This window comes from Hymenobacter sp. R533113 (genome assembly GCF_056835965.1).
Window position 1 is genome coordinate 1439131 of the sequence record NZ_JAKWBD010000013.1, and the last position, 26244, is coordinate 1465374.

Below are 26244 nucleotides of genomic sequence, written 5' to 3' on the forward strand. Positions count from 1 at the left end.
CATTTCGCTTCCGAACCGTAGAGGAACAGCTACCCTTGCTTCCGCACTATGACCAAAACCGTTTTTATTGCCGCCGCCGAGCCGTACAGCGGCAAGTCGCTCGTCTCATTGGGCTTAATTAATATGCTGCTGCGCAAAACGCCCAAAGTCGGCTACTTCAAGCCCATCATCAACTTTGAGCCCACCGAGAAAAAAGACGCCCACATCGAGACCATCATCAGTCATTTTGGGCTGCCGATAACATACTATGACGCTTACGCCTACACTCGCCCGGCGGCTATGCGCCTCGTAGAGGGCGATACGCAAGGCGAGATTATTGACCACATAATCCGCAAATTCAAGGCCCTGGAAGCGCAGTACGACTTTCTGGTGGTGGAAGGCAGCGACTTTCTGGGGGCGGGAACGGCGTTTGAGTTCGACGCCAATATTTCCATTGCCAAAAACCTGGGCGCGCCCGCTATTCTGGTCATTTCGGGCGAGGGTAAAACCACCGCCCAGGTCGTAAGCGCGGCCCTAACCGTGCTGCGCAACTTCGAGGCGCGGGAGGTGCCCGTGCTGGCCGTACTGGTCAATAAAATGCCTCCCAGCCAGACCAACGAGGTCCACCAGCTGCTTGGGGGTCAATTACCGGCGGGCATCGGCCTGACCGTCATTCCCGAAAACCAAAGCCTGCGCAGCCCCAGCATGCAGGAGATTCAGGAGCAACTGGGGGGCAAATTATTGCTCGGCGAACACCTGCTCAGTAACCAAGTCGACAATTTCATCACCGGGGCCATGCAGGTGCCCAACTTCCTGCGCCGCATCAAGGAGAACGTGCTCATTGTGACGCCCGGCGACCGGGCCGATATTATTCTGGGCGCTTTGCAAGCCAATGCCTCAGCTAACTTTCCAAAAGTGGCGGGCATCGTGCTCACCGGCGACATCGTGCCCGACGAGTACATGGTGCGCCTGCTGGAAGGCCTCGAAACCGTAATCCCCATCTTGGCTGTCGCGACGGGTACCTTCCTCACTACCACCCAGATAGGTGCTATTCAGTCGCGCATTTCACCCGATAACCCGAAGAAGATTGAGCTGGCCATCCGCACCTTCGAGCAGTACGTGGATGTGGCCGCGCTGGAAGAAAAGCTGGTCACGTTCCAGCCGGAGGGCATGACGCCGCATATGTTTCAGTACCAGCTCATGCAGTGGGCCAAAAGCCAGCGCCGCCATATTGTGCTGCCCGAGGGCAACGACGACCGGATTCTGCGCGCCGCCGCCCGCCTTCAGCAGCTCGACGTCGTGGACCTCACCATTCTCGGCGACCCGGCCGCCATTACGGCCGCCGTCAACCGCCTGGGGTTGAGCCTCGACCTCAACCGCATCCAACTGCTCGACCCGGCCCACGCGCCGCGCTTTGCCGAGTACGCCGAAACCCTGTACGAGCTGCGCCGCGCCAAAAACGTGAACCTCGACATGGCCCGCGACATGATGACGGACGTGTCGTACTTCGGCACCATGATGGTATACCAGGGCCACGCCGACGGTATGGTATCGGGGGCCGTGCACACCACCCAGCACACCATCCGGCCAGCCTTGCAGTTTATCAAAACCAAGCCGGGCGTATCGGTGGTGTCGTCGGTATTTTTTATGTGTCTGCCCGACCGCGTGGCCGTATTCGGCGACTGCGCCGTGAACCCCAACCCCACCGCCGAGCAGCTGGCCGAAATTGCCATTTCCTCGGCCGAAAGCAGCCTCCGTTTCGGCATCGAGCCCCGCGTGGCCATGCTGTCTTACTCTTCGGGCACCTCCGGCGAGGGCGCGGAAGTAGAGAAAGTACGCCGCGCCACCCAGCTCGTGCACCAGCTCCGCCCCGACCTGCAAGTGGAAGGTCCCATCCAGTACGACGCCGCCGTCGACCCCATCGTGGGCCGCCAGAAGCTGCCCGACTCCACCGTTGCCGGCCAGGCCAGCGTGCTCATCTTCCCCGACCTGAACACGGGCAATAACACCTATAAAGCCGTGCAGCGCGAGACGGGCGCGTTGGCCATCGGGCCGGTGTTGCAGGGATTGAATAAGCCGGTGAATGATTTAAGCCGGGGCTGTACGGTGGAAGATGTGGTGAATACGGTCATTATTACCGCTATTCAGGCTCAGCGTTAAAAGGAAGAACTAATTTAAAAACAATTACCCTCGCTTATATTGAGTCGGGGGTAGTTTTTTCCTGTAAATTTAGATTGTTTATGAAGTTGTAGAAATTAAAAAACGTCAGTTTTAATTAGTTACTAAGGCGAACAGCGACTTGTAGTTGAATACTTAACATCCAACCACAATTTTAATAACAAACTGTTAGGCGCTTTTTATTCACCTTGCACTAAGTCTATAATTCTACCGCTTTCCAGCTTAAACGGACCATCTGCCGTAGGGTCTTCACTTTTCGCATCTTCAATTGCTGCGAAACAGTTGTCAAGGTGTTCTTGAAGTATACTAATATCAAAAGTTTCCCAATACTCGCCTTCGTCGTCAACAGTAAGGATTTCAAAATATGGTTCAATTAGTCGAAGTAGGTCAACAATAAGTATATGAATGCTAATGTCAGCAAATTGAGTCTTACAGTATTCTTGTAAATAAAACTTCTCGTCAAACTCTAATATCAAAGGCTCAGAGTTTTCGTCAGGCTGGATTTGGATGCCTTTAGTGGAACCTTCATAGTTCCAATCCTTTTCGTCTTTAACCCTTTCTAAAATTTTATTTTCTTCCTTAAAGAAAAAATAATCCAACCTATTCAACTCTGCAAATCGCTTAGCTATTTCTATAACGTTGTCATAATTTGTAGGAGAAGAAAGTTGTCCTTCAAAATGTATTGTAACTCCCATAGGTTAAAATTAAATTGCGCTTAACATTTAGATACCCGCTATTGGCGGGTTGCTTGAATAGCGGGTGTTTCTTCTCAGTACGCAAGTAAGTAGCGGGTAGCATACCAACCAAGCCTGCTACTGGGATGCTATAGGCCAGGCTATTAAGTGGAGATGCGGGGTGGGTTCGTTAAGCCACATGCGTATAGATTTTCGTGGTTCTGATCCTACTATTGCTCTTCAATCTACACCAGACGCAAGCAAAAAACCAGTGCTGTCGCCCAACAAACCGCAGCCGATGCGTATGGTAATTACATGAACATCTTCGTCATCAATTCCGGCAGTTCCTCTATTAAATATCAGCTGTTTCGCTGGCCCGCCGAGCAGCCCGTATGTAGCGGTCTGGTCGAGCGCATTGGCCTGGCCGATGCCACCATCACTCATAAAGTTTTCACCGCCGAGCAAGAGCAGGTCAGCCAGCGCGCCATGTCCCTCCCCGACCACGAAGCCGGACTGCGGGAAGTAGTCGCCCTGCTCACTGCGCCGGAGCAAGGCGTCATCCGCGACCCGCGGGAGATTGATGTAGTCGGGCATCGGGTGGTGCACGGCGGCGAGGCCTTTGCCGCTACTGCGCTTATCACGCCGGAAGTGAAGGCCGAAATTAAGCGGCTGTTTTCCCTGGCGCCCCTGCACAATCCGGCCAATTATCTGGGTATTGAGGTGGCCGAAAACCTGTTTCCTCAGGCCCGGCAAGTAGCGGTGTTCGACACGGCTTTTCACCAAACTTTGCCCCCAAGGCTTTCCACTACGCGCTGCCCGCTTCATTTTATACCGAGTTCGGCATTCGGGCCTATGGCTTTCACGGCACCAGTCACCGCTACGTGGCTACCCAAGCCGCTGATTATCTGAGTAATTCAGCAGCCAAAATCATTACCATTCACCTGGGCAATGGCTGTAGCATGGCGGCCGTGCTGGGGGGCAAATCCGTGGATACCAGCATGGGTTTTGGGCCGCTTAGTGGCTTGGTGATGGGCACGCGCTCCGGCGACCTCGATCCTTCGGTCATTTTTCACCTGATACAGGAGCGCGGCTACGAACCGGCCCAGGTGCAGGCGCTACTCAACAAAAACAGCGGTATGCTGGGCCTCACCGGCTTCAGCGACATGCGCGACATTACCAAGGCCCTACTGGCCGGCGACCCGGCCGCCGTGCTGGCCTACGACCTCTACGCCTACCGCATCCAGAAGTATATCGGGGCCTACGCCGCCGCGCTCAACGGCCTCGACGCCGTGGTATTCACGGCCGGCGTAGGCGAAAACGACGCCCGCATTCGCGCCCTCGTCTGCCGTAACCTGGAGTTTCTGGGCCTTCATCTCGATGAAGCGCGCAACGAGGAGCGCAGGAAAGAGCTGCACGAAATAAACCAAGCGGACGCGCGGGTGAAGATCCTGGTTATCCCCACAAATGAGGAGCTTGAAATTGCCCGGCAAAGCGTTGCCTTAGTGCAGTCAGCATAAAACAGCATGTGGATCAACAGGAAACTTATTGGCGCTGTGCCCTGTATGCCCAACGCCTAGAAGCCGCTCAGCCTCAACGATTTGTTTGGCGCGGTATCAAAACAGGGTAGAAACGTGCATTTGCTTCATTGCTGATTCCTCCTTACCACTAGCCTTATGATGTTTTTTGAAGTCGCTCTGATTGCTCTTGCAACTGCTTTGCCAGCTGCCTCTACTGCTCCTAGCAGCGCCTCCGCTTCTGCTAACACCTCCCCGGTAAGTGTAGTCGTGACCGACCTACCTTCTACCAAAGCTACGCTGAAGCTGTACTTCTACAACGTGAAGGAGAATTTTCTGAAGCGGGGCAACTACACGATGCTTAAGTATGTGAAGCCCGCCGGCAGCAAACAAATAACGTTACCCCTCGACCTGCCCAATGGCGAATGGGCTGTAGCTCTTACGCAAGACATGAACGAGAACGACTTGGTGGACCGCAACTTTTTGGGTATTCCTACCGAGCCTTACGCCTTCTCCAATAACGTGTGGCCTACTATGAGGGCTCCTGAGTTCGACGAGTGTAAGTTTCAAGTGAATGGCGCCAAAGTCGTGACCATTTCAATGAAAAAATAACAGCTTGATTTCACATAAAAGGGAGGGCCCACGCTGATTTTACAGCGTGGGCCCTCCCTTTTAAGGTGCTGCCAGGTCTACGATTTAGCTTCCTGATTAGCGGCCAAAATCATCCTGCACGCGCACGATGTCGTCTTCATCAGAAGGTTGCGTGGCATCCGTGTGCTGCCAGATTTCGGCCAGTACGCCCCAATCGTCGAGGCCGACTAGCCGATGACGCTCGCCTTGCTTTAAGGTGATAAGCTGGCCGTTAGCAAAGGTTTTTAACTCACCTTCTTTGTCGGTAAGGCTGGTAACTACGCCCACGGGGCCTTGCAGCACCTTCCACACCTCGGCGCGGCGGTGGTGGTACTGCCACGACAGCCGTTTCTGGGGCGCTACAATCAGAATTTTAGGGCTTAGCTTACCCGAAATGCGCAACTCTTCCACGGCCATGCCATCAAAATAGGCATCGGCAAAGGCTTGTGCCTGCTCTTCATTGATAACAAAAAAGCCCCCCCACGGGCGCGACTGATCTTGCTTATCGATAGCAAAACCCTGTTCCTGTAGTTGCTGCCCGGTTTGCTGAAAAAGGGTCTGCTTTTGAGAATCTGTCGACATAGAAGAAATAGGTAAGAATACGGATACTACGCCTGCTCAAATAATATACCGCTTACAATGCAGGAGTGCAGGAGTAGCTTAATCAACCCGGCGAGCTAAGCTTTTAGGGCTTTTGTTGCTCATTGGCCTGTGAGGCCAGATCAAGCGGCAGCGCTATGTAGAACGTGCTGCCCTTGCCCTCCTCGCTTTCAAACCAGATACGGCCCCGGTGCAGCTCTACGATGGTTTTAATAATGGACATGCCCAGCCCCGTGGTCTTTTCGCCGCGCAGGCCGGGCCGACGAGCCTTGGTAAAACGCTCAAACAAGCCTGCCTGCAAAGCCTGCGGAATGCCAATGCCGTCGTCGGCCACGGTGAAGCGCACGGCGTTGGGTTCGGGTGCCACCGTCACGGTTATATGGCCGCCATCGGGCGTAAACTTGACCGCGTTCGATAGCAGGTTGTTGAGCACCTGCATAAACTTATTGACGTCCAGCTTAATGTAAACAGGCTCCTGGGGGGCAATTAGCTGGAAGTGCTTAGCCATTAATGACTCCGACTGCTCGTAGCTCTCCATCATTTGCCGCGTGCGCTCCACAATATCGACCCGCTCCGTCTTCAGCTCCACGTTGGCCGAGTCCAGAAACTCCTGATCCACGAAGTCGCGGATGAGGTCAACGCTTTCCCGGCAGGTGGTCTGCATAATACGGATCATCTCGTTGAGGTGCTCATTCTGCAATGATCCAACTTGCTCGCCCATGTATTCGGCCAGCTGCTGCAACATAATAAATGGCCCAGCCAGGTCGTGAGAGAGGATTTCGAGGGTAGCGTTTTTCTTGGCGTTGAACTTATCAACGTTGGCCATATACTCTTTCTGCCCGGTAATATCGTCCAAAAAGCCCCCCAGCAAGCGCTGCTCGGGTCCGGTTTGCTGATGGTGAGGCCTTAGCTGAAACCATTGCTCCGTGCCATCGGGGGCAAGAAGTCGGAATTCCACCTCCTTCTCTTCCAGCCGGCCACGCTGCCAGCGCTGCCAGCAATTCACCAGGTAAGGCCGGTCGTCGGGGTGAAGGCGGGCCAGCAGCCCTGGCAGTTCCTGGTTCACCTGGTCGCGGTGCCCGCCCAAGAGGCGTTCGTAAGCCGCATTCACGAATACCACTTGGTTCGCGGCAGGGTCATACACGAAAAAAACCTGGTGGATATCTTCCACTAAGTCCTGAAAAAACGGGACAGGGTCAAGCATGAGAGTCATAGAAGGAGAAAGCTGCCGGCTAGTGTATGCAACGGCCATCTAGGAAGTATTTCCCAATGGAAAGCGGTGAAGGAAGGTATAGGAAATATAGGGCTTGCGAAACGCAATGACAAAAGTAACTGACCTCACAATCCTATTCCCTGGAATACGCAGATCCAATCTGTGGTACACCGCCGGGCATAGCGAGTTACTAGCGCTTGAAACAATAGAGGATGGCTATGTGATTTAATCATTCTAATATGAACTTTACCTTTACCAATAAAAAATAGTTGACTTGGACAGGTAAATAGCTTATATTCAACTAATCGCATAGCTCCTTTATCCGCGCTCCTCCCTATCCACCTTTTGCTATACCACTTCATTTTTATCCATGAATTGACTTAGCAACTTATATGGCCATTATCTCTGGGACGGTACTGGTTGCCGCTCCGCCCACGTTGCATCGCCTGGGCCTGATTGCTGTGCTACATGAAACCTGGCCAGCCCTAACCATTCGTGTTCTTCCCAATCAGGATCAGCTACTGCCGCTGTTGGCGCAGCAGCGCTTTGCACTCGTCATTGCCGACGCTACCCCCGCCGACTCCAGCATCTTGCCCTTGTTGCTACAGCTGCGTACCCAAGGCAACCACCAGCAGCTGCTTATCCTCACAGGGCCGCGCCAGCCGGCCGCCGTGCGCCATTGCTTGGCCCAAACCGGCTACCCCTTGCTCCCGCGCAACGCCACGCCCACGGAGGTGGTCAAGTGCGTCGGCGGCTTACTTAGCACCCTCGATACTACCAGCTTCTACCCGGCCCTGACCAAGCGTCGCGTGGAGCCTTGCACGCCTTTCAGCCGCCGCGAGCTGGAGGTATTGCGCCTGGTGGTAGCCGACTGCTGCAACCAAGAAATTGCCGATCGTCTGTTTCTGAGCGTGCGCACGGTGGAAAGCCACCGCCGAGCCTTGCTGCAAAAGGCCGGGACCAAAACCCTGGTGGGGCTGGTGGTGCAGGCCGTGCGGGAGGGCTGGGTAACGGCGTAAAGTTCAGTGCTGGCACGGAGGTATTACTGGACAATAGAACCCTCATTTATGCAGCTCATTCGCCTTTCCTCCCATTAGTTGCCTTACCATGTTCGACAGCCCGCTTTTCGACACGGCCATTGCACTGGTCACGCTGTACCTGCTGTTTAGTCAGCTGACGCTTTCTTTGGTGGAGCTGCCGGCCGGAGTCCTGAATACGCGCGGGGAGTACCTGCACGACCGACTAAAGGAAGTGCTTGGAACGGATATTCACTCCAAGTTTTATGCAGCCGATACCATTAAGTCAATATCATCGCCGAAAACGGAAAAGACCGTATCCTTTTTTGGCAAGGCATCGTTGCATCCGGCTTACATCAGCGAGACTTTATTCGCGCAAACCATCATTGCCTGTGTGGTTGGGGAAGCGCCAGACGACAGCCAAACACCAATTGCGCAGTTCAAGGCCGGGCTCGATAAGCTGCCAGTTGTTGCTACGAATCCGGTTGCTGCAGAATCTAATTCTACGAACCCAACTCCTGCAACGCCGGACCCTACTTCCACCTTCACAGGCACACTGAGAACTCTTTATGCTAATGCCATCAGCGTGGGGAGTAGTTCTGAGGAACAAAGCGCCGCGCTGCTACGCAATCTGGAATCCTGGTTTCACGATTTCGGCGAGCGGCTAACCGGTCGCTACAAGCGCGATAACCGCAAGTATCTCTTCTTGGGGGGCTTTTTGGTCGCCATCCTGGCCGATGTAGACACGGTACGACTGAGCCGCTTCTTAGCTGATTCCAACAATGCAGAGGCCCGCGCGAAGCTAGTGGCAGCCGGCGTGACCGCAACCCAGGAGCCCGGCCTGTTGGGCTCGATTTTAATTTGAATGATACAGCCCAAGCAAGGCAGTACCGCAACCGAGAGCGAGAGTGGAGCATTTTGCTGAAAACAGCAGATGCCGAACTTAAAAAGACGCTGGCCGCCGTGCCCCAGGTAGGGCTGCCGTTGGGGTATTTGCGGTGGAACAACCGGGAAGTGATACCAGTCGATACCACGACTGTTATTGACTCAACTTCCGGCCAGCCCCGGCGCGTGTACCGCACCCCCTTTCCGGTTACCTGGGCGCCCACTGCCGACGACTACAAGATGCCACCCTATGCCCAGCGGTGGAAGCTGAACGAGGAAACAGGAGCTTCGCAGCTGCTTGGCGACACCATTTTTCTTTTCCCTTCCACGCTTTGGAACATAATATTCAGTTGGCTGCTCACCGCCTTTGCCCTAATGCTCGGCGCCCCGTTCTGGTTCGATACGCTGTGCCGCTTCGTGAACATCCGCAACGTCGGTATTAAGCCCGCGCCAGCTGATAAGAACAAATAGTGAAGCTCTTGCTCCTCCATTAGGGTCACCACTTCTATACCAAAGAAGACCATCAACCAGCTCACTGCTCGCTGAAGCGTAAGCGCTTACGCTTCAACGGCTTTTTCGCTTCATCTTACCTCCTATGAGAAACCTCAAGCTATTTCTGCCGCTGCTGCTGCTACTATTGCCCCTGCAAGGCTGCAAAGTGCCCGACGTGAATCCTTTTGCAAAGGCAACTACGGAGATGACTTCTGCGCTCACGCTTGGCCTTGATCACGCCACCACGCAACTAGGGCTAGCGGCCAAGCAGGAGTTAGCCCCCGAGCAGCGGCAACAGCTGCAAACCCAGCAAAAAATACTGCGCCAGCAGGCAGCCGCTATTCAGGAGGTATTGAAGGCGCTAGATGCCTATTCGGCTACCTTGGTCGAGGTAGCCGATGCCAACCTCAAAGGTCAGGAATCCATTAAAAAAGTAGCGGATGCGATAGCCGGCATCTCCACCGCATTTGGTCCCAGTGTTAGCTTAGGCGTACAAGGAGCGGCGGAAGGCGTGAAAGCAATTTCGGGCTATGTTCAAACTATACGCACCCTCAATTCCCTGAAAGAAGCAGTGCAGCCGGCTGATGCTGCTATTCAAAAGACGGCCGCTATTCTAAAGGCCAACTTCGCTGACCTGGCGAGGATTGATAGCGCGGCCGCCGATATTCAGGAGGTGTTTATCACTGATCAAAACCAGCTTACGCTCCAGTCCTATCAGGACCTGCACCAGCGCCAGACGCTGGCCGATACGATGGTAGCCTACATCGTGGCTTTTGAGAACGTAGCGTATAAACCTGCTACCCCACGCCGGACCCAACAGCTGGAGCAGCTGATGAGGCCAATGAAGGCGGCCGATAAAGCCATTCCGGCCGCTATCTCAGCGGCTCCTTCTGAACTCAGCGCCACGCTTGCACTCCTGAGTAAGCGGGAGGCATTCTGGCTGCAAAGGGCCACCGACGTCAACCGGTTGCAACCGCGCTATGATGAGGTGCAGGCGCAGCTAGCTGCCATCAGAACCGGCACCAGCCAACGCCGCAGCTTATTTACCAAAAGCACCCACTTAGCCCAGGTGTGGGCGCGGGCCCATGGCAGCCTCAAAACGGCCGTGCTGAAAGAGAGTCGCTCCGTTTCTTTTCAGGAAGTAATCGTCGCGGCCCAGGAGCTGAAGGCCTTCATCGACAAGATTGAAACCAACAAGGACTAACGCTTACTGCTATGCCGAACATAGACTGGAACAACCTGCTACTCCTGGCCGAATGGGCCGACGCGCTGATGCAATTGTTGGAGGCGGCCGAAGATGCCATCAAGAGTGAAAAAGCCCCCCAGCGGCAGCAGGTAAATGACTTGCTAAAGCTCTACATCAAAAAATCTCCGGTAAATGCCGGCCCTCTGGATACCATTGCTGCCGCGGCAATTATTGACGTAGACATTGCGGTAATAAAAGACGCCTTGTTCAGAATCGGGCAGCGTAAAGATGAATTACAGAAGCAGATTCAGCTTATACAAGGCGTGACAAAACAAGCGAACAGCAGCGCGAAGGAACTGCGGCTCGATGGCCTTAAAAAGGCAGTAGATCATACCAAGACGGCGTTGGAAAGACTCAAATCCGTCAATGAGGCTTTAGGAGAGCCTAATCCCCGCTTGACTGCTAAAATCAATAAGATAACGTCGGCCATTGACGACTTGGAGGCGGATACATAACTAGCAGCCAAGGTAAGCTAGGTTGTCTGCGCCCCGCGCTTGCCGCGCTGTACTTCGGTTGCCGGTTACGAAAGCTGTGCTTCCGGCGCGTTGCGTGGGGGGCTTTTTTGGTGCGCGGGCCGTGCGGTAGTCATGGAAATGATATACTACCTGACCGCCGCGTGTCCTGTACTTACCCAGAGGTGGAAGCGCACAAAGTTCAGTGCTGGCACGGAGGCGAAGCCGGGATGAATTCCGCAATTTGGCGGCCTCCGCACCCCTGCCAAGCTTGACTATATAACTGGCTATGTTACTCGCGCCTGTATTAAACCACCTACTGCACTGGCGCTCTTCTGTCTGTTTTTCAACCAGTTACTGTTATTGATGTTCGAGGCAACTGCTGGTACTCGCAACATGCGGGGCTGGTAGTTGTGCCACCGGCTAAATAGAGCCCTCAATAGTGGGTACGACAAAAACTTGGCAGATTTATTCTGTCGGCATCCCAGCGTGGATAGGTCAGCGAAGCCGCCAGCCTAGGTACCGTTCAGCCTATTTGCTAAGACCAAGGCGGATCTGGTCATAAAATAGTTCGGCAGCATTGCTTCATGCCCGTGAAAATCAATGGTCCCCACCAAAGACACGATTTATGCAATAGTCGACCTCCTCCATCCCGCTCACCCCAACCCACCGCTTACGCCGCTACGGGAGCTTCTCTAAAGATTACAGCTGGTACCGGGGGGCAATTTCAAGGCCCTGCTTTGCACGGCGCTGCTGAGGCGTGACAGCCTGATCCTTAATTATCTATACTTTCCTAAACCCCTACTCTCATGTTAGACACCCCCAAGCTAGCCAGCACTGAGCTTCCCTCCTATGAGGAAGCTATTACCCAGTATGCCGACGTGCAAGGCAACATCCTCAAAGGGCACGGCCGCGACCACGCCGCCTTCCTGTTTATCGAGTTCGGTCCCGACCTGGATAGCGTCCGCACCTGGCTCCAGGATAGCCTAAACGGGTACGGACCCATCAGCATCACCTCCACGGCCAAGCAGCTCCAGGACACGCTGCGCTTCAAGCAGTTTCACATCCCCGGCGACTTATTTGCCATGCTGCTCTTTACGGCGGCCGGTCTGGAGGCTTTGGGGCAAACCTTGCCCGAAGAGCCGGAGCAGGTAGCCCAGCCGCCGCTGCCGCCCGCTTTCCCACGCGGGATGCGCGCCCCCGAAACCAAGCAGCTGCTAACCGACCCTGCGCCCGAAACCTGGGAGCCCGGCTGGTTTGCGGAAGGCACCACCGACCCGACGTCGATCCACGCCCTGCTTATCCTGGCCGACGACGACTTTGAGCACCTCCAGCACACGGTTCGGGCTGTATCCAATCAGTTCGTTACGGCCGCCGACGCTGACATAATTACGGAAGTAGGCAAAATCCATGTGCTGGAATGGGGCCACGCCCTGCGCAACGACGATGGCAACGGCATCGAGCACTTTGGCTACGCCGATGGCGTGAGTCAGCCGGTGTATCTGGCCAACGATATGCCTAATCATCAGCCGGTGGGGGCCAAAGACAACCCGCTGGCCGAGGACATCGACCGTTGGGACCCCAGGGCGGTGCCCGAAGAATTAGTATTGGTGCCCGATCCGCTGGGTCAGGGTCAGGGCAGCTTTTTTGTGTTTCGCAAGCTGGAGCAGCACGTGCGGGCCTTCAAGGAGGCCGAAGAAAAGCTGGCCCAGCGCCTGGGCTTGGCCGAGGGCGACGAGGAGCGGGCCGGCGCTATGCTGGTCGGGCGCTACGAGGACGGCACCCCAGTGGTGGAGCGCGGCAGCGAAGGGCTTATCAACCCGATTGCCAACAACTTTGACTATAAGCATGATGCGGAGGGTCAGCGCTGCCCTTTCCACGCCCACATCCGCAAGGTGAACCCGCGCCACGAAACCGGCGACGAGCAGGAGCCGCTGCGCCGCCTCACCCGCCGCGGCATTCCCTACGGCGACCCCGCCGAAGCTCAAAAGGAAGACGGCGACACTGTGGGCTTGCTCTTCATGTGCTTTCAGCGCAACATCGCCCAGCAGTACGAATTCATCCAGAAGTTCTGGGCCAACAACGCCCGGTTTCTCAAGCAAGACCCCGCCACCGGCCTCGACCCCATCATTGGGCAGGGCGAGCGGGATAAGCTGCGCTTCAACTACACTTACGGCGCGCCCGGCTGCCGCCAGGCCGTGTTCGAGGAGTTTGTGAAGCTGCGCGGGGGCGAGTATTTCTACGCGCCTTCGATGAGCGGGCTGGAAGCGCTGGCGGGGGGCAAATAAGCTCTTATCCGACTTAGCGTCGCGGCTCAGGCGGCTATAGATGCCGCGCGGCGTAGACCAGGCTCCTTATAATGCCGGACGAATATAAAAAAGCCCCCAGGCGCCGCTGCGCGGCGCTGGGGGCTTTTTTATGCCCGACCTTCTTCCACCAGCCTTCCATAAACAGCTGCTCGCCCGGCGCTCCTACCCGTTGCGGCGCTGGCTCGGCCATCTCGGCGGCGCGCCAGCGGGGTTAGGACCTCCCACAGGGCCGTTTGTAGAAGCTGCTCGGCTAGGCGGGCGCTTTCGCGGATGCGCTGCTCCAGCCCGTCGCGGTACCCCAGTAGTTACTCCAACTTCGCCATGATGCGATGCTGCTCAGCTAAGGTGTTTTTTGCTGACTCTTACGCATCTTCACCCAACCACCCGTTGCCGTAAATTTTCTCGTCCCGGCCACCACTCTTGCCTCTCTGGTAACCGCAGTTGTTGGCCATCAAACTGTAGAAGGCCGTGGGTAGCGCCACTCAGTTCATGGAAAGACGTAGCCACTCTTACACGATAGTCCTCGTCAATGCGAAGCAGGTGCCGGTCGAAGGCGCGATGTAGGGTGGGCGTCAGAGCTAAACCGTTGGGGAGCGTATCGTCGTGGCTCACGGCCCAAGGCACAATGTGGCAGGCGTCGAGCAGCGGATTGAGGGCGGCGCTCTGGATACTTACTAACCTCAGGCCCGAAATGGCGCAGGTATGGTCGTAAGCTTCCACTACCATCCTTTTAAACAAGCTACTACGCACGGCAATATCCAGCTCATCAGCAGCGGCTACGTAGGTGCGGTACACGGCGGCTGGCTCCTCCAGTATCTGCCGCCGAATGGCCTGCACAGCCTGGATGCCGGCAGCGGGCTGGTAGTGGAAGCGTGTTTGAGGAAAGTAACGACTGAGCAAAGTTTGACGCAGCTCTTCGCAAGCAATTGGCTCCCGTAGCAGTTCCCACAGCTCAATATCCAGATAGGCGTACTCAATCGTGTCGCGCAGGCTGCGGAAGCTCTTGACCGAACGCGAAGCGGTAAGCAGCACTTCCATTCTCGGCTGGGTGCGCAGGTGCCAAACCCCGTCGCCGGTGAGATGGTAAAAGGCAAAGAGAAATCGTTGGCTCGGAATAAAGCTGAGGTGCTCAAGTCGCGGCAGATACTACGGAAAGCGGCTAGCAGCTCCGGGGTAATACAGATACAATTATTCCGGATGCTGCCGTCCTCTATACCTTCCAGTACAGCTAGCAGCAGCGCCGGCTTATAGGGAGCTTCTCCATGCTGACGGCTGCGGGCTACGCGCAGTTTTAGGAAGCGGCTGCGGTAGGTATCGAGGAATGGCAAGGGCACGAAGTTGGCGGAAGCAGCGAAGTAATATACTACCAATTAGTCATACACAAAAAAGCCCAACCACCTAAGTAGTTGGGACTTCCTTGTAATCTTAAGCTCATGATTGCAGCTGATTATCCCAGCTTCTTATACCGCACCCGCTTCGGCTCTACATCACCCAAACGCTTCTTCTTGGCCTCCTCATAATCCGAGAAATTGCCCTCAAACCAGACCACTTCTGAGTTACCTTCAAAGGCCAGAATGTGCGTAGCTAAGCGGTCGAGGAACCAGCGGTCGTGGCTGATGATGACGGCGCAGCCGGCAAAGTTTTCCAGAGCATCTTCCAAGGCCCGGATGGCATTTACGTCCAGGTCGTTGGTGGGCTCGTCGAGCAGGAGCAAATTTGCCCCCTGCTTCAGCGTAGTGGCCAGGTGCACGCGGTTGCGCTCCCCGCCGGAGAGGCTACCCACTTTCTTTTCCTGGTCGCCGCCGCGGAAGTTGAAGTTACTCACGTAGGCGCGGGCATTCACCGGCCGACCCGCCAGCAGCATGGTCTCAGTGCCGCCCGAAATCGTCTCGAATACCGACTTGGCGGGGTCCAGGGTGTCGTGCTGTTGATCGACGTAGGCCGTCTGTACCGTGGGGCCCACTTCGAAGGTGCCGGCGTCGGCCTCCAGTTGGTCGGTAATGAGGCGGAATAGTGTGGATTTACCGGCCCCGTTCGGCCCGATGATGCCCACGATGCCGCCCTGGGGCAGAGCAAAGCTCAGGTTTTCGAATAAAAGCTTGTCGCCGAAGGCTTTGGAAATGTTATGGGCTTCAATTACCTGCCCACCCAGGCGCGGACCGTCAGGGATGAACAGCTCCAGCTTCTGCTCTTTTTCCTTCACATCGGCACTCATCATCTTGTCGTAGCCGGCCACGCGGGCCTTACTCTTGGCCTGACGGGCTTTGGGCGACATGCGCACCCACTCCAGCTCCCGCTGCAAGGTTTTCTGGCGCTTGCTCTCGGTTTTCTCTTCTTGGGCCAGGCGGTTCGACTTCTGCTCCAGCCACGACGAGTAGTTGCCTTTCCACGGAATGCCCTCGCCGCGGTCCAGCTCCAGAATCCAGCCAGCCACGTTGTCGAGGAAGTAGCGGTCGTGGGTAACGGCGATTACAGTGCCTTTGTACTGCTGCAAATGCTGCTCCAGCCACAGCACGCTTTCGGCGTCGAGGTGGTTGGTGGGCTCGTCGAGTAATAGCACGTCGGGTTCTTGCAGCAGCAGACGGCAGAGGGCTACGCGGCGCTTTTCACCGCCCGAGAGGTTGCCAATGATGGCGTCGCCGTCGGGGGTGCGCAGCGCGTCCATGGCGCGTTCCAGCTTGCTGTCCAGGTTCCAGGCGTCGAGCTGATCCAGGCGCTCCTGCACCACGCCTTGGCGCTCCAGCAGCTTGTCGAAGTCGGCGTCTTCAGCCCCGAAAGCTTCGTTTATTTCGTCGAATTCTTTAAGCAGCGCTACGGTTTCGGCGGCGCCTTCCTGCACCACTTCCATCACCGTCTTGGTGGGGTCAAGCTGCGGCTCTTGCTCCAGGTAGCCCACCGAGTAGCCCGGCGAGAACACCACCTCGCCCTGAATCTGCTTATCAACGCCGGCAATCACTTTCAGCAGCGACGACTTACCTGAGCCGTTGAGACCGAGCACGCCGATTTTGGCCCCGTAGAAAAACGAGAGGTAGATGTTTTTGAGAACCTGTTTCTGGGGCGGATACACTTTGGTCACGCCGGCCATGGAGAAGATGATCGTTTCGCTCATAGGGAGTTGTGGGGGGCTTTTTTGGATGTTAAAGCTGGTGGGTCAAGCCAGGGGGCTTTTAAGGGTTATCGAAAGGCGGTCATGCTGGATCTGACGTTCTGATTTTAAACAGCTCTCAGTGTTTTATGCCGTTGCAAGCTACCCGTATTGCCCGTGGCCTAACCTTGCGGCGTTGGCTTACGTTCGGTTCAGATAACGCTGGTTAACACTACCGACCTGCCAAAGGTAGGCAGCCTACCCAAAGTTTCCGCCGTTTAAACCCAGGGTTTCACAGGCAGCGAATGTGCTCGCCATCCCGTAAACTTGTAGTCAGCTAATACCGTTTCTTTACCCTTCCGACCCCACCACCTAGCCGCTTTCGCGTTATTATTATTAGTATGGAACCACAAGATCACCTGCTGGCCGAAGCCCGGCGCTACGGCTACGTCGAGGGCGACCAAGTGTGGCTACGCTCGTTTATGGATCTACCAGCCCGCCAGGTTGGACAGGTTAAAGAATCCGCGGATGCTTCGCTTCAGTACTTTGCGCAGCGTTTTGAGAGCTTTCGGGCCAAGGTAGAAGACTTACTAGCCAAGATTGAGGAATCGGAGAATAAGGGCTCTTTCCTGATGAAGGCCCTGCACCTAAAGGAGCAGATGGCTTCTTATGATGCCCTAGGCGACTTCGAGACCCTGCACCACCGCCTTACCGAAGCTGAGGAAGGCATCAAGGTAACCGTAGCTCGCAACCGCGAGAAGAACCTGAACACCAAAATCACCCTGATCCAAGAGGCTGAAGCCCTGCGCGACAGCATCGATTGGCAAACTGCCGGTGAAAAGCTGCAGGAGCTGCGCCAGGCCTGGATAAAGACCGGCCCCGTAGAAAAGCACCTCACTGAGGAACTGGAAAACCGTTTCCGCGAAGCCGTGGATCAGTTTTTCGTACGCAAAAAGGAATTCTTGGCCGATAAAAAGGCCATGTCTAACCGGGTGGTAGACAAGTACCGCGACCTGATTCGCAAGTCGGAAGCCATCCAGAATTCCGAAGACTACGAAGAGACCACTCGCCAGCTCAAGCAATTGCAGCAAGACTGGAAAGAAGCAGGCGGCTCCTTGCCCCGTAAGCAAGCAAATGAACTGTGGACGCGCTTCCGGGCGGCTCACAACCACTTCTTCGACCGTTTGAAGGAACACATCAGCACCAAGCGGGTAGACGCCAAAGACGGCTACATGGACGACAACCTGAGCCGCAAGCGCGCCTTGGTTGCCGAGGCCGAGGCGCTACTCAATCAGCCCATGTCGGCGGCGGTAGCGCGTGCAAAGGAGCTGCAGGCGGCCTGGAAAAAGTGGGCCCGGTACGCGGTGAAGAGTCGGACAGAGTATGGGAGCAGTTCATCATGGCCTGCGACAAAGTGTTTGAGATGAGCGCCCTGGAGCACTTTATCCGCAAGCGCCAGCCCAATGCGCCCGAAGCCGGCTCGCCCGAAGACAAGATAAACGCCCGCGTGCAGGCCCTCCGCGACTTCATTAAGTACGACAAGCAGGAGCAGGAAGTACTGCAGGAAAACCTGGGCAAGCTCAGCGACTCGCCCGGCAATGAAACGTTCCGCAATATGCTGGAAGGAAAAATCAAGGGGTTTGAGCGAAAAATTCGAACAAAAACCGACCTTATCGAGCTATTACGTCAGCGCTTACCTGCTTAGACTGAACCTTACCGCCTTTTTTACGTTGTCGGGAAGCAAATGCCATTGCGCCGCTTTGGCAGGCGTTTTCGGCCGGCCGGGTTTTTGCTCACTGGCTGTTTACAACTTCATTTTGCCCACTTTTTTGTTGCACACCATTATGTATTGGACTCTGGAACTTGCTTCCTATCTGGAAGATGCCCCCTGGCCCGCCACCAAGGATGAACTGATTGATTACTCCATCCGCTCGGGTGCCCCGATGGAAGTGGTGGAAAACCTGCAGGCATTGGAGGATGACGGCCAACCCTACGAGAATATCGAAGAAGTATGGCCGGATTATCCGACCAAGGAAGACTTCATGTTTAACGAAGACGAGTACTAAAACTTAGAAGTGAGTACAGAGAGGTGAGAAGTGAGATTTATTGTTTGATCAGCTGAGCAAGCTAGTCTAATATCCAACGATTCTTACTTCTCATGTCTTCCCTCTCACCGCTCTATATAGAAAATCTGGTTGCGGGGTATGAACAGCGTGTTCTGCTCCGCAACCTTTTTTTATGCGTACCAGCGCCGGCTTTCGTGGCCATTGTGGGGCATAATGGCTGTGGCAAAAGCACTCTTTTCAGAGCGCTAACCGGCCGAATACCCTACCAAGGCAGCGTGCACGTATTTGGCCAAGACTTACGCATGGAGCGCCACCCAGCCGCCAGTGGTTTATTGGCCCACTTGCCCCAGCGCAATACGGTAAGCTTCCCCATTGAAGTGCGCGAATTGGTGGTAATGGGTCGCTTCCGCCACCAGCGCTTCCTAAGTGCCTATGGTCCCACCGATTATGCCGAAGCTGATGCGGGGCTGGCCCGCGTGGGCGCCGCTCATCTCGCTCACCGCGACTTTACCCTGCTCTCCGGTGGCGAGCAGCAGCTAGTGTGGCTGGCTCAATTAGCCTTGCAAGACGCCCGGCTTTACCTCCTCGACGAGCCCACGCAGCAACTCGACGTGTATTATCGCCGCCGGGTTTTTGATCTGCTCCAAAACTGGGTGCTAGAGGCTGGCAAAACCGTACTCTGCATCACCCACGACCTCGACAATTTGCCCCCCATGACTGGCTATCTGCTGAATTTGTCGCTACTGAAGCCAGCGCTGGAAGTGTTGACGCCAGAGAGCGTGTGGGGGGCAAAAGCATATTTGGAAAGCGAAGCAAGCCTGAGCAATGAGCTTGTTCAATAGCTCGTTTTGAGGTTTTGTGTGTTTGTTAATTCCATTTTAATTTTTATCACACATTTGTCGCTGAGAGTAATTAAAATAATTACACTTGCTCAAACAATAAATAACAAATAGTCCGACTATGAAAAGGCTTGAAATCATTGAGTTCCTAAAAGGCTATTCGATTTTTACTATAATTGTTTATCATTTTTCACAAGAGCTCAATCTGCCAAGCCCTTTCGACAACCTTATACTTTTTGGGGGTGCCGGTGTGCATTTATTCATCTTATTGTCTGGCTTAGGAATGTACATATCCCATTTGAATAAACCTTTAACTTATTTTGATTATCTTAAAAAGAGAGTTGTTAAAGTATATGTACCTTATATTGTAGCCATATTTATTATAGCTGCAATCTCATTTTTCATACCTATTTATAAAAACTCTTTTTACACTATTGGAGGTCATGTTTTTTTATACAAAATGTTCGATGAAAGCATCATGTCTTCATACGGATATCAATTATGGTTTATTTCGATGATACTGCAATTTTATATTGCTTTTTATGCATTAATATTTATAGCAGAAAGATTAAGCACAGCACGCTTTATACTTACCTGCTCCGTTATAAGCCTGATCTGGATAGTGCTAGTCGTATCCATAGATAAGTCAGCTGAAAGAATATGGCAAAGCTTTTTCCTACAATACTTGTGGGAATTTGCATTAGGCATGGTCATAGCTGCCAAGCTTGTTAAAAATGATTATAAAATTAATTTTAAAATAAAGCCTATTTATATTTTATTAATAGGCATTGTAAACTGCATAATATACGGCACCTTAGCTCTTAAAGGTGGATATGTAGGGAAAATGATAAATGACGTTCCTTCTTTAATCGGATATTCTTCAATAGCTATTTGGGTATACAAATTAAACATAAAACAGGTAAATAGATTTTTCGTTTTCACAGGGTCCATTTCGTTCTCCCTCTATCTGTTACATATAATAATTTTAATCCTTGCACAAAGGTACCTCAGTACGCTGCCAATGCTTGGTGTCATTGTTATAGCATTAATAGCAACTTATATAATTTCAATTTATTACCAAAAAATGATAAGCCAGGTTTATAGAATAGTAAAGGTGTAAGCTGTATCATCGCAAGCGCACAGTATAAACCTTATCTGCAAGTAGCAGATATAGAAGCCTAAAAAGGTCCGCACTTGGTCGTAACTGATACGCCCCGCTTTCTTGCGAGAAAGCGGGGCGTATTTTATTACCTACGTTACTTTAAAAATCAAAGACCAGGTTAACGTCGCCCTGGCCGGTCTCGCAGCACCTGCCCAATGGAGCGCAGAAACGGCCACGGCGTCACGGAGTTCATCACCTGAAAGTTCTCGACCCAGGAAGTACGCTCATCCAGGAAGTCGAAGATGCGCTCCACTGGGTTATGCTGAAATAACTCGGTGAAAATGTCGCGGGTGGTTTCGCCCCGGCGCTGCATGATATCGAGCAACAACGTGTCGAAGAAACGAAATTGCCACTGGTCGCCGGTAAGATCGGGCGGCGGGGCACCGGTGGTAGCCAGTGCCTCTACCAAGCGGGCCGTGTGCGCCTGAATGCGCTTGAAAGCATAGCCGGTACTCGGCTTGGCCCGACCGGCGCGGGTACCCAAATTAACAATATTTGCCCCCTGACGAGCCGGCAGCGGATGGTCGGTCATCGGAATAGCGCCTACCTCTTCCGCCTCTATATGATAGTTTTTCACGCCGAGCGTGGTAGTCAGGTAGTCGTGCATAGCCGCCTCGTAGGCAGCTTTGGGCAGTAGCTCGCCTGAGAACAGGGTGTACTCAACTAGCGCCCGGCGCTTGCTGAAAGGCAGCACATACATAAAGCGCGGCTCATGGTATTGTGGCCCCCGGAAATCCATAAACTCTACAGTCTCGGGGTCGAATACATCCTGGTCGGTTTCCACTTCCCAGCCCACAAAATGCTGAAGTAGATAGCGGTGCTTATCCGGCTGCTTGTTTATAACCGGCGGGCGACTATCGAAGGCGTATCTAGCTGTAAAATTTCCGGCGGAAGTATGCGCCACCACGCCGTTGGGGGGCAAATTTTCGAGGCTATTGACGGTGGCGCGTACCCGCGTAAACTGTGGAGTAGCGGCCAGAGCGGCATGCACAAACTGGTAGAAATCCAGTCCGCGAATCATCTTGTAGCGGTGGCGGCTGAGTGGGAAAACCTGCTCGAACCCCGGGCTGCGAAAGGCCAGCTGTTGCCATTCGTGGGCCACAATACTGTCAAACGGCGAGGGCGCATCGGCCCAGAACGACCAGGTACGGTCATTCTGGTCTTTAGCGGCTGGCTCCAGCAGGAGCACCCGCTTGTCGCGCAGGTGTGGCTCCTGAGCCAGCGCATACGCCAGGCTTAGGCCGGCGGCCCCACCACCCACTATCAAATAGTCGAAATCAGCTTGCACGGACACAAAAAACCGGCGACGGAAGTATTTCCGTCGCCGGTTCAAATAACGGCTTATTACCTGAGCTTGTTTAGGATTAGAAGTTTGGAGAGAGCAGATACTTAGAATAGAAATCGTCGATGATTTTTACCGCTGAAGCAGCGTCATCCACGATTTGCACCAGCTGCATGTCCTCGGCGGAGATGTTGTGCTCCTCGTGCAGCATCACCTCCTCAATCCACTTAAACATGCCTTCCCAATACCGTGAACCTACCAACACGATAGGGAAACGCCCAATTTTCTTGGTCTGAATCAGCGTAATGGCCTCAAACAACTCATCTAAAGTGCCGAAGCCGCCGGGCATACCGATAAAGCCTTGGGCATACTTCACGAACATCACCTTGCGCACGAAGAAGTAGTCGAAGTTGATAACCTTATCGGGGTCGATGTAGATGTTGTGAAACTGCTCGAAGGGCAGCTCAATGTTGAGGCCTACCGAACGGCCACCTTCTGAGCGAGCACCTTTATTACCAGCCTCCATAATGCCAGGTCCGCCGCCCGTGATTACGCCGTAGCCGTGGCGCACGAGCTTGGCCGCGATTTCCTCGGCCATCTGGTAGTAGGGGTTATCGGGCTTGGTACGGGCCGAGCCAAAAATGGACACGCAGGGGCCAATCTTGCTCATCTTCTCGAAGCCTTCCACGAACTCGGCCATCACCTTAAAGATCTGCCAGGAGTCGGCAATCTTAATCTCGTTCCAGTCCTTATCGACGAACGCGCGCCGGATGCGCTGCTCATCATCGAGCTGCAGGGTGCGCTGGCCGCTGGTTTGCTCCCGAATTTCGCTGATGGAAGTCACCTTGTTGTCGTTCACATTAGGCTGACTGATGGTCTGCCCACTGCCTGCATTCAGGCTTTCGTCGTGGACTTTAGTCCGACTGGTTTTTTTAAGCTTAGTCATTGGTACTGCGTTTTTGAGCCCGCTTATGGGAATTAGCAAGCACTTTTTGGTGCCGCGGGCCCGTTTTTAAAGATAAAAAGAGAAATAATTAGAAGTCTGGCGTCTGAAACGCGCAAATGCCCTCCACCCAAAACAGGGGCGTGCAAGATAGGAGTTTGGCTTTGTTGTGCAAGATGAGGAGCTTATTTGCTCCACCTGTTCTACTTCGAGCGGATGGCAATAACCGGGTCGAGATTGGAAGCCAGGACCGCTGGAATGATGCCGGCCAAAATACCAATGACCACCGATACGGTAAGCCCTAGTGTCACGTTGCCGGCCGAAAGAAACAAGGGCAAGGATTCCTGCGGGATCATCGTAATCAGAAAGACCAGAAAAATGCCGGCCGCGCCGCCAATCAGGCACAGAAAGATGGCCTCGAATAGAAACTGAAATAGGATAAAGTAATTTTTGGCCCCCAGCGACTTCTGAATGCCAATAATGTTGGTGCGCTCCTTCACCGACACAAACATAATATTGGCGATACCAAAGCCCCCCACCAGCATAGCGAAGCTGCCAATAACGGCGCCGGCTACCCCAATCACAGAGAATAGCTTGGAGATAAGCTCCCCAAACATTTCGGGCCGGTTCAGGGCAAAATTGTCTTCCTCGCGGGGTTTAAGACCCCGAATATTACGCAGAGCCCCCTGCAGCTCCGATTCCAGATTAGTGAGATTCTGATCGTCCTCGCGGCCTTTTACGATAATACTGGGCGTTACACCTCCCATGCCGCTGCCATTATTGATAGCAAAAATTTGACTGAACATTCCGAAGGGAATCAGACAGTTAGCATCATTGCTGGGAGTATCGATTAGCTTTTTTCCCTCTTTTTTCATTATCCCAATCACCGTGAATTTGCGCCCACGGGCTGTGAACTCGCGGCCTAGCGCCGAACTGCCGCCAAACAGGTTTTCGGCAATGTCGGCCCCCACAATGGCTACGTTGCGAGCGAGATCCATTTCCTGGGGGGTAAAGTAGCGTCCTTCAGCAATGGGCACTTTTGAAACCTGCTGAAATTCATAGCTCACGCCCTGCAAGTTACAGTCAGTGAGGCTATTGGTACCTGCCTTCAACGTATTACCGCCGGTGTTAGCCATAAGGGCCACACCCATATGGCTATTGGGGTCAAGCGTACGTTCGATAGAGCGAAATTCGCGCTGGGTGGGCACAGGGCGGTTGAAGTATTTCCACCAGGGCTGATTAGGCTCAAACTTCCAGGGCCACTTGCCCACGTAAATCACCTTTTCGCCCAGAAAATCCATGCTCTGCCGGATGTTAGACTCCAGCGAATCGACGACGGTAAAAACGGCGATGATAGCAAAAATGCCCACCGTGACGCCCAGCAACGAGAGAATGGTGCGCAGCAAATTGGATTTGAGAGCTTGCCACGCGAAGCGGAAGCTTTCCAGGGTCAAGCGCAGGGCGAGCATATGGTGAGTTTGTAAGATGGTGAGATGGTGAAGTGGTGAGTAATGAAATGGTGAGTTTGATGTTCTGGCTACACCATTAACGCAGGATGCGCCTTAAGAACGTCAAACTCACTATTTCACCATCTCACCACTTCACCTCGATTCCGGGCGAAAAATAACGATTAATCCGGCCATTCTACGTACTTTTGCCCCCTGAAATTTTTGTTAGCTTCCCTCCTATTGCCTATATCCGACCATGAAACTGTCCGAGTTTAAATTTGACCTGCCCGAGAACCTGCTGGCGCAGCACCCGGCCAAAAACCGCGACGAGTCGCGCCTGATGGTACTACACCGCGATAGTGGCAAAATCGAACACCGTATTTTCAAAGACATCATTGAGTATTTCAATGACGGCGACGTATTCGTAATGAATGACACGAAGGTGTTTCCGGCGCGGCTATATGGCAATAAAGAAAAGACGGGCGCCAAAATTGAAGTTTTTTTGCTGCGTGAGCTGAACAAGGAAAGCCACCTGTGGGACGTGCTGGTTGATCCGGCCCGTAAAATCCGGGTAGGCAACAAATTGTACTTCGGCGAAAGCGACATGGTAGCCGAGGTTATCGACAACACCACGTCCCGGGGCCGTACTATCAAGTTTTTGTTTGATGGACCCGACGAGGAGTTTTACAAAGCCTTGCACGACTTAGGCGAAACGCCCCTGCCCCGCGAGGCTATCACCCGCGATGCTGAGCCGGCTGACAAAGAGCGCTATCAGACCATTTATGCCAAGCACATTGGTGCTGTAGCCGCTCCTTCGGCGGGTCTGCACTTTACCCGCGAGGTATTGAAGCGCCTGGAAATCAAAGGGGTAGAAACTACCGCCGTCACGCTGCATGTCGGTTTAGGCACTTTCCGTCCCGTGGACGTGGAAGACCTAACCAAGCACAAAATGGACTCCGAGAACTTTATTGTGCCTGCGGAGGCTGCCATTGTTGTAAATAAGGCGCTGGATGCTAAAAAGCGCGTTTGCTCGGTAGGCACCACTACCATGCGGGCGCTGGAGTCGTCCGTATCGGCGCACAACCGGCTGAAAGCCAACCAAGGCTGGACCGACCGGTTTATCTTTCCTCCGTACGAGTTCAAAATCGCCAATACCCTGCTCACCAACTTCCATACGCCGGAGAGCACACTGATGATGATGACGGCTGCCTTTGCTGGCTACGACCTTTTAGCTGAAGCCTACAAAGTAGCTATCAAAGAGAAGTACCGCTTCTTCAGCTACGGCGACGCGATGTTAATTCTGTAAGTTAGAAGTGAGTACAGAGAAGTGAGAGGCGAGACTTTGTTGTTTGCCTTCCGCATTGCCCGGCTACCTTTGGTGGCCGGGCTTTTTGTTGCCTCTTCCTCAACTCCTGAATCTCATCTCTCAGTACTCACTTCTCATGTCTGATACCAGGTTTGCTATACTTGTGGCGGGTGGCAGCGGCACGCGCATGGGCGCCGGTCAGCCGAAGCAATTTCTGGAACTGCTGGGCGAGCCAGTATTGCTGCACACCCTGCGCCGCTTCGCCGAAACCAGCCTGGGCGTGCAGCAGTTCGTGGTGGTTTTGCCCCCCGACCAGTTCGATACGTGGCACCACCTCTGCACCCGGCATCAGGTCTCGATTCCGCACGCGGTGGTCGGTGGGGGGCATTCCCGGTGGGCTTCGGTGCGCAATGGGCTAAAACATCTGGCTTCTTATACCGAGGGCATAGTGGCCGTGCACGATGGCGTGCGGCCGCTGGTGTCGGCGACGGTCATTGAAAATACGTATGCTGCCGCTGCTGAGCACGGCGCGGCCATAGCCGCCGTAGCACCCAAAGATTCGGTGCGTGGGCTTTCAAAAGAAGGCTCCTACGCTATGGACCGCTCCCGCCTGCGCTTAGTGCAGACGCCGCAGTGCTTTGAGCTGGAGCTACTGCGGCGCGCTTACAGACTGCCCGAGCTGCCCACTTTCACCGACGACGCGAGCGTAGTGGAAGATCTGCATCCTATTCATCTGGTAGAAGGCGACTATCGTAACCTCAAGATCACGACTCCGGAGGATATGATGCTGGCGGAAGCTATTCTGCGTAGTCGGTAGCGCGGAAATCCGTTCCGCGTTGAGGGCAGCGCGAAACTACGCGGTAGTGGGGTACTGGATTCTCGCTATGCTCGACGCGGAACGGATTTCCGCGCTACTTTCGCCCTC

General features: G+C 54.1%; 23 protein-coding genes and 1 pseudogene. 16 read left to right on the plus strand and 8 right to left on the minus strand.

What is annotated here, in order from left to right; all coding sequences use genetic code 11:
* The first annotated feature begins 48 nt into the window (after window positions 1-48).
* Entirely contained in the window at window positions 49-2139 is a 2091-nt protein-coding gene (gene pta, locus MKZ35_RS15605) for a phosphate acetyltransferase (protein WP_482514137.1), read from the plus strand.
* A gap of 197 nt (window positions 2140-2336) precedes the next feature.
* Here pta and MKZ35_RS15610 read toward each other — a convergent pair whose 3' ends face one another.
* Window positions 2337-2852, minus strand: a complete 516-nt coding sequence (locus tag MKZ35_RS15610) for a hypothetical protein (RefSeq protein WP_482514138.1) — start codon at window positions 2850-2852, stop codon at window positions 2337-2339.
* Window positions 2853-3146: 294 nt separating this feature from the next.
* Between MKZ35_RS15610 and MKZ35_RS15615 the strand changes: the two are divergent.
* Window positions 3147-4348 (plus strand): annotated as a pseudogene (locus tag MKZ35_RS15615) (acetate/propionate family kinase).
* A gap of 156 nt (window positions 4349-4504) precedes the next feature.
* Window positions 4505-4957, plus strand: coding sequence for a DUF2141 domain-containing protein (locus tag MKZ35_RS15620; RefSeq protein WP_482514139.1), 453 nt, complete (start codon window positions 4505-4507; stop codon window positions 4955-4957).
* Between the two features lie 96 nt (window positions 4958-5053).
* Here MKZ35_RS15620 and MKZ35_RS15625 read toward each other — a convergent pair whose 3' ends face one another.
* Window positions 5054-5557, minus strand: coding sequence for a cupin domain-containing protein (locus tag MKZ35_RS15625; RefSeq protein WP_482514140.1), 504 nt, complete (start codon window positions 5555-5557; stop codon window positions 5054-5056).
* Between the two features lie 103 nt (window positions 5558-5660).
* The gene (locus tag MKZ35_RS15630) at window positions 5661-6779 is read right to left on the minus strand and encodes a PAS domain-containing sensor histidine kinase (protein WP_482514141.1); all 1119 of its coding nucleotides are present in this window, start codon (window positions 6777-6779) and stop codon (window positions 5661-5663) included.
* Window positions 6780-7180: 401 nt separating this feature from the next.
* On the opposite strand from MKZ35_RS15630, the gene MKZ35_RS15635 reads away from it, so the two are divergent.
* The 6 genes from MKZ35_RS15635 (at window position 7181) to MKZ35_RS15660 (ending at window position 13167) form a co-directional block, all read left to right on the plus strand.
* Entirely contained in the window at window positions 7181-7807 is a 627-nt protein-coding gene (locus tag MKZ35_RS15635) for a helix-turn-helix transcriptional regulator (protein WP_482514142.1), read from the plus strand.
* Between the two features lie 88 nt (window positions 7808-7895).
* The gene (locus MKZ35_RS15640; protein ID WP_482514143.1) at window positions 7896-8669 is read left to right on the plus strand and encodes a hypothetical protein; all 774 of its coding nucleotides are present in this window, start codon (window positions 7896-7898) and stop codon (window positions 8667-8669) included.
* Window positions 8666-9160: a hypothetical protein gene (locus MKZ35_RS15645; RefSeq protein ID WP_482514144.1), complete on the plus strand. Its 495-nt coding sequence runs from the start codon at window positions 8666-8668 to the stop codon at window positions 9158-9160. Before MKZ35_RS15640 ends, MKZ35_RS15645 begins: the two co-directional genes overlap by 4 nt.
* 124 nt (window positions 9161-9284) lie before the next feature.
* Complete coding sequence (locus MKZ35_RS15650) at window positions 9285-10385, plus strand: hypothetical protein (RefSeq protein ID WP_482514145.1); 1101 nt, start codon at window positions 9285-9287, stop codon at window positions 10383-10385.
* 11 nt (window positions 10386-10396) lie between these two features.
* Window positions 10397-10882, plus strand: a complete 486-nt coding sequence (locus MKZ35_RS15655) for a hypothetical protein (protein WP_482514146.1) — start codon at window positions 10397-10399, stop codon at window positions 10880-10882.
* Window positions 10883-11688: 806 nt separating this feature from the next.
* Window positions 11689-13167, plus strand: coding sequence for a Dyp-type peroxidase (locus MKZ35_RS15660; RefSeq protein ID WP_482514147.1), 1479 nt, complete (start codon window positions 11689-11691; stop codon window positions 13165-13167).
* Window positions 13168-13560: 393 nt separating this feature from the next.
* On the opposite strand, the gene MKZ35_RS15665 is transcribed toward MKZ35_RS15660, so the two are convergent.
* Both MKZ35_RS15665 and ettA read right to left on the minus strand, forming a co-directional pair.
* A complete protein-coding gene (locus MKZ35_RS15665) occupies window positions 13561-14226 on the minus strand; it encodes an HNH endonuclease (protein ID WP_482514148.1) in 666 nt (221 codons plus the stop codon).
* Window positions 14227-14635: 409 nt separating this feature from the next.
* Window positions 14636-16297 carry an energy-dependent translational throttle protein EttA gene (ettA, locus tag MKZ35_RS15670; RefSeq protein ID WP_482514149.1) on the minus strand — a complete coding sequence of 554 codons (1662 nt, stop codon included), beginning with the start codon at window positions 16295-16297 and terminating at the stop codon, window positions 14636-14638.
* 377 nt (window positions 16298-16674) lie between these two features.
* Between ettA and MKZ35_RS15675 the strand changes: the two genes are divergently transcribed.
* From MKZ35_RS15675 to MKZ35_RS15695, 5 genes are all read left to right on the plus strand, one after another.
* Window positions 16675-17700 carry a DUF349 domain-containing protein gene (locus tag MKZ35_RS15675; protein WP_482514150.1) on the plus strand — a complete coding sequence of 342 codons (1026 nt, stop codon included), beginning with the start codon at window positions 16675-16677 and terminating at the stop codon, window positions 17698-17700.
* A complete protein-coding gene (locus MKZ35_RS15680) occupies window positions 17673-17978 on the plus strand; it encodes a hypothetical protein (RefSeq protein ID WP_482514151.1) in 306 nt (101 codons plus the stop codon). The genes MKZ35_RS15675 and MKZ35_RS15680 overlap by 28 nt, the downstream gene beginning before the upstream one ends.
* Before the next feature lie 139 nt (window positions 17979-18117).
* Window positions 18118-18339: a DUF2795 domain-containing protein gene (locus tag MKZ35_RS15685; RefSeq protein WP_019948259.1), complete on the plus strand. Its 222-nt coding sequence runs from the start codon at window positions 18118-18120 to the stop codon at window positions 18337-18339.
* 92 nt (window positions 18340-18431) lie between these two features.
* Entirely contained in the window at window positions 18432-19181 is a 750-nt protein-coding gene (locus tag MKZ35_RS15690) for an ABC transporter ATP-binding protein (protein ID WP_482514152.1), read from the plus strand.
* A gap of 118 nt (window positions 19182-19299) precedes the next feature.
* Window positions 19300-20298, plus strand: a complete 999-nt coding sequence (locus MKZ35_RS15695) for an acyltransferase family protein (RefSeq protein WP_482514153.1) — start codon at window positions 19300-19302, stop codon at window positions 20296-20298.
* Window positions 20299-20458: 160 nt separating this feature from the next.
* Here the strand turns inward: MKZ35_RS15695 and MKZ35_RS15700 are convergent, their stop codons facing one another.
* The 3 genes from MKZ35_RS15700 to MKZ35_RS15710 all read right to left on the minus strand — a co-directional run bounded on the left by MKZ35_RS15700 (window position 20459) and on the right by MKZ35_RS15710 (window position 24034).
* Window positions 20459-21634 carry a lycopene cyclase family protein gene (locus tag MKZ35_RS15700; protein ID WP_482514154.1) on the minus strand — a complete coding sequence of 392 codons (1176 nt, stop codon included), beginning with the start codon at window positions 21632-21634 and terminating at the stop codon, window positions 20459-20461.
* Window positions 21635-21704: 70 nt separating this feature from the next.
* A complete protein-coding gene (locus MKZ35_RS15705; RefSeq protein ID WP_482514155.1) occupies window positions 21705-22568 on the minus strand; it encodes an LOG family protein in 864 nt (287 codons plus the stop codon).
* Window positions 22569-22768: 200 nt separating this feature from the next.
* The gene (locus tag MKZ35_RS15710; protein WP_482514156.1) at window positions 22769-24034 is read right to left on the minus strand and encodes an ABC transporter permease; all 1266 of its coding nucleotides are present in this window, start codon (window positions 24032-24034) and stop codon (window positions 22769-22771) included.
* 235 nt (window positions 24035-24269) lie between these two features.
* Here MKZ35_RS15710 and queA point away from each other — a divergent pair, with 235 nt between their 5' ends.
* Window positions 24270-25319: a tRNA preQ1(34) S-adenosylmethionine ribosyltransferase-isomerase QueA gene (gene queA / locus MKZ35_RS15715; protein WP_482514157.1), complete on the plus strand. Its 1050-nt coding sequence runs from the start codon at window positions 24270-24272 to the stop codon at window positions 25317-25319.
* A 136-nt stretch (window positions 25320-25455) separates the two neighbouring features.
* On the plus strand, window positions 25456-26136 hold the full coding sequence (locus MKZ35_RS15720; protein WP_482514158.1) for a 2-C-methyl-D-erythritol 4-phosphate cytidylyltransferase: 681 nt from the start codon (window positions 25456-25458) through the stop codon (window positions 26134-26136).
* Window positions 26137-26244 lie beyond the last annotated feature (108 nt).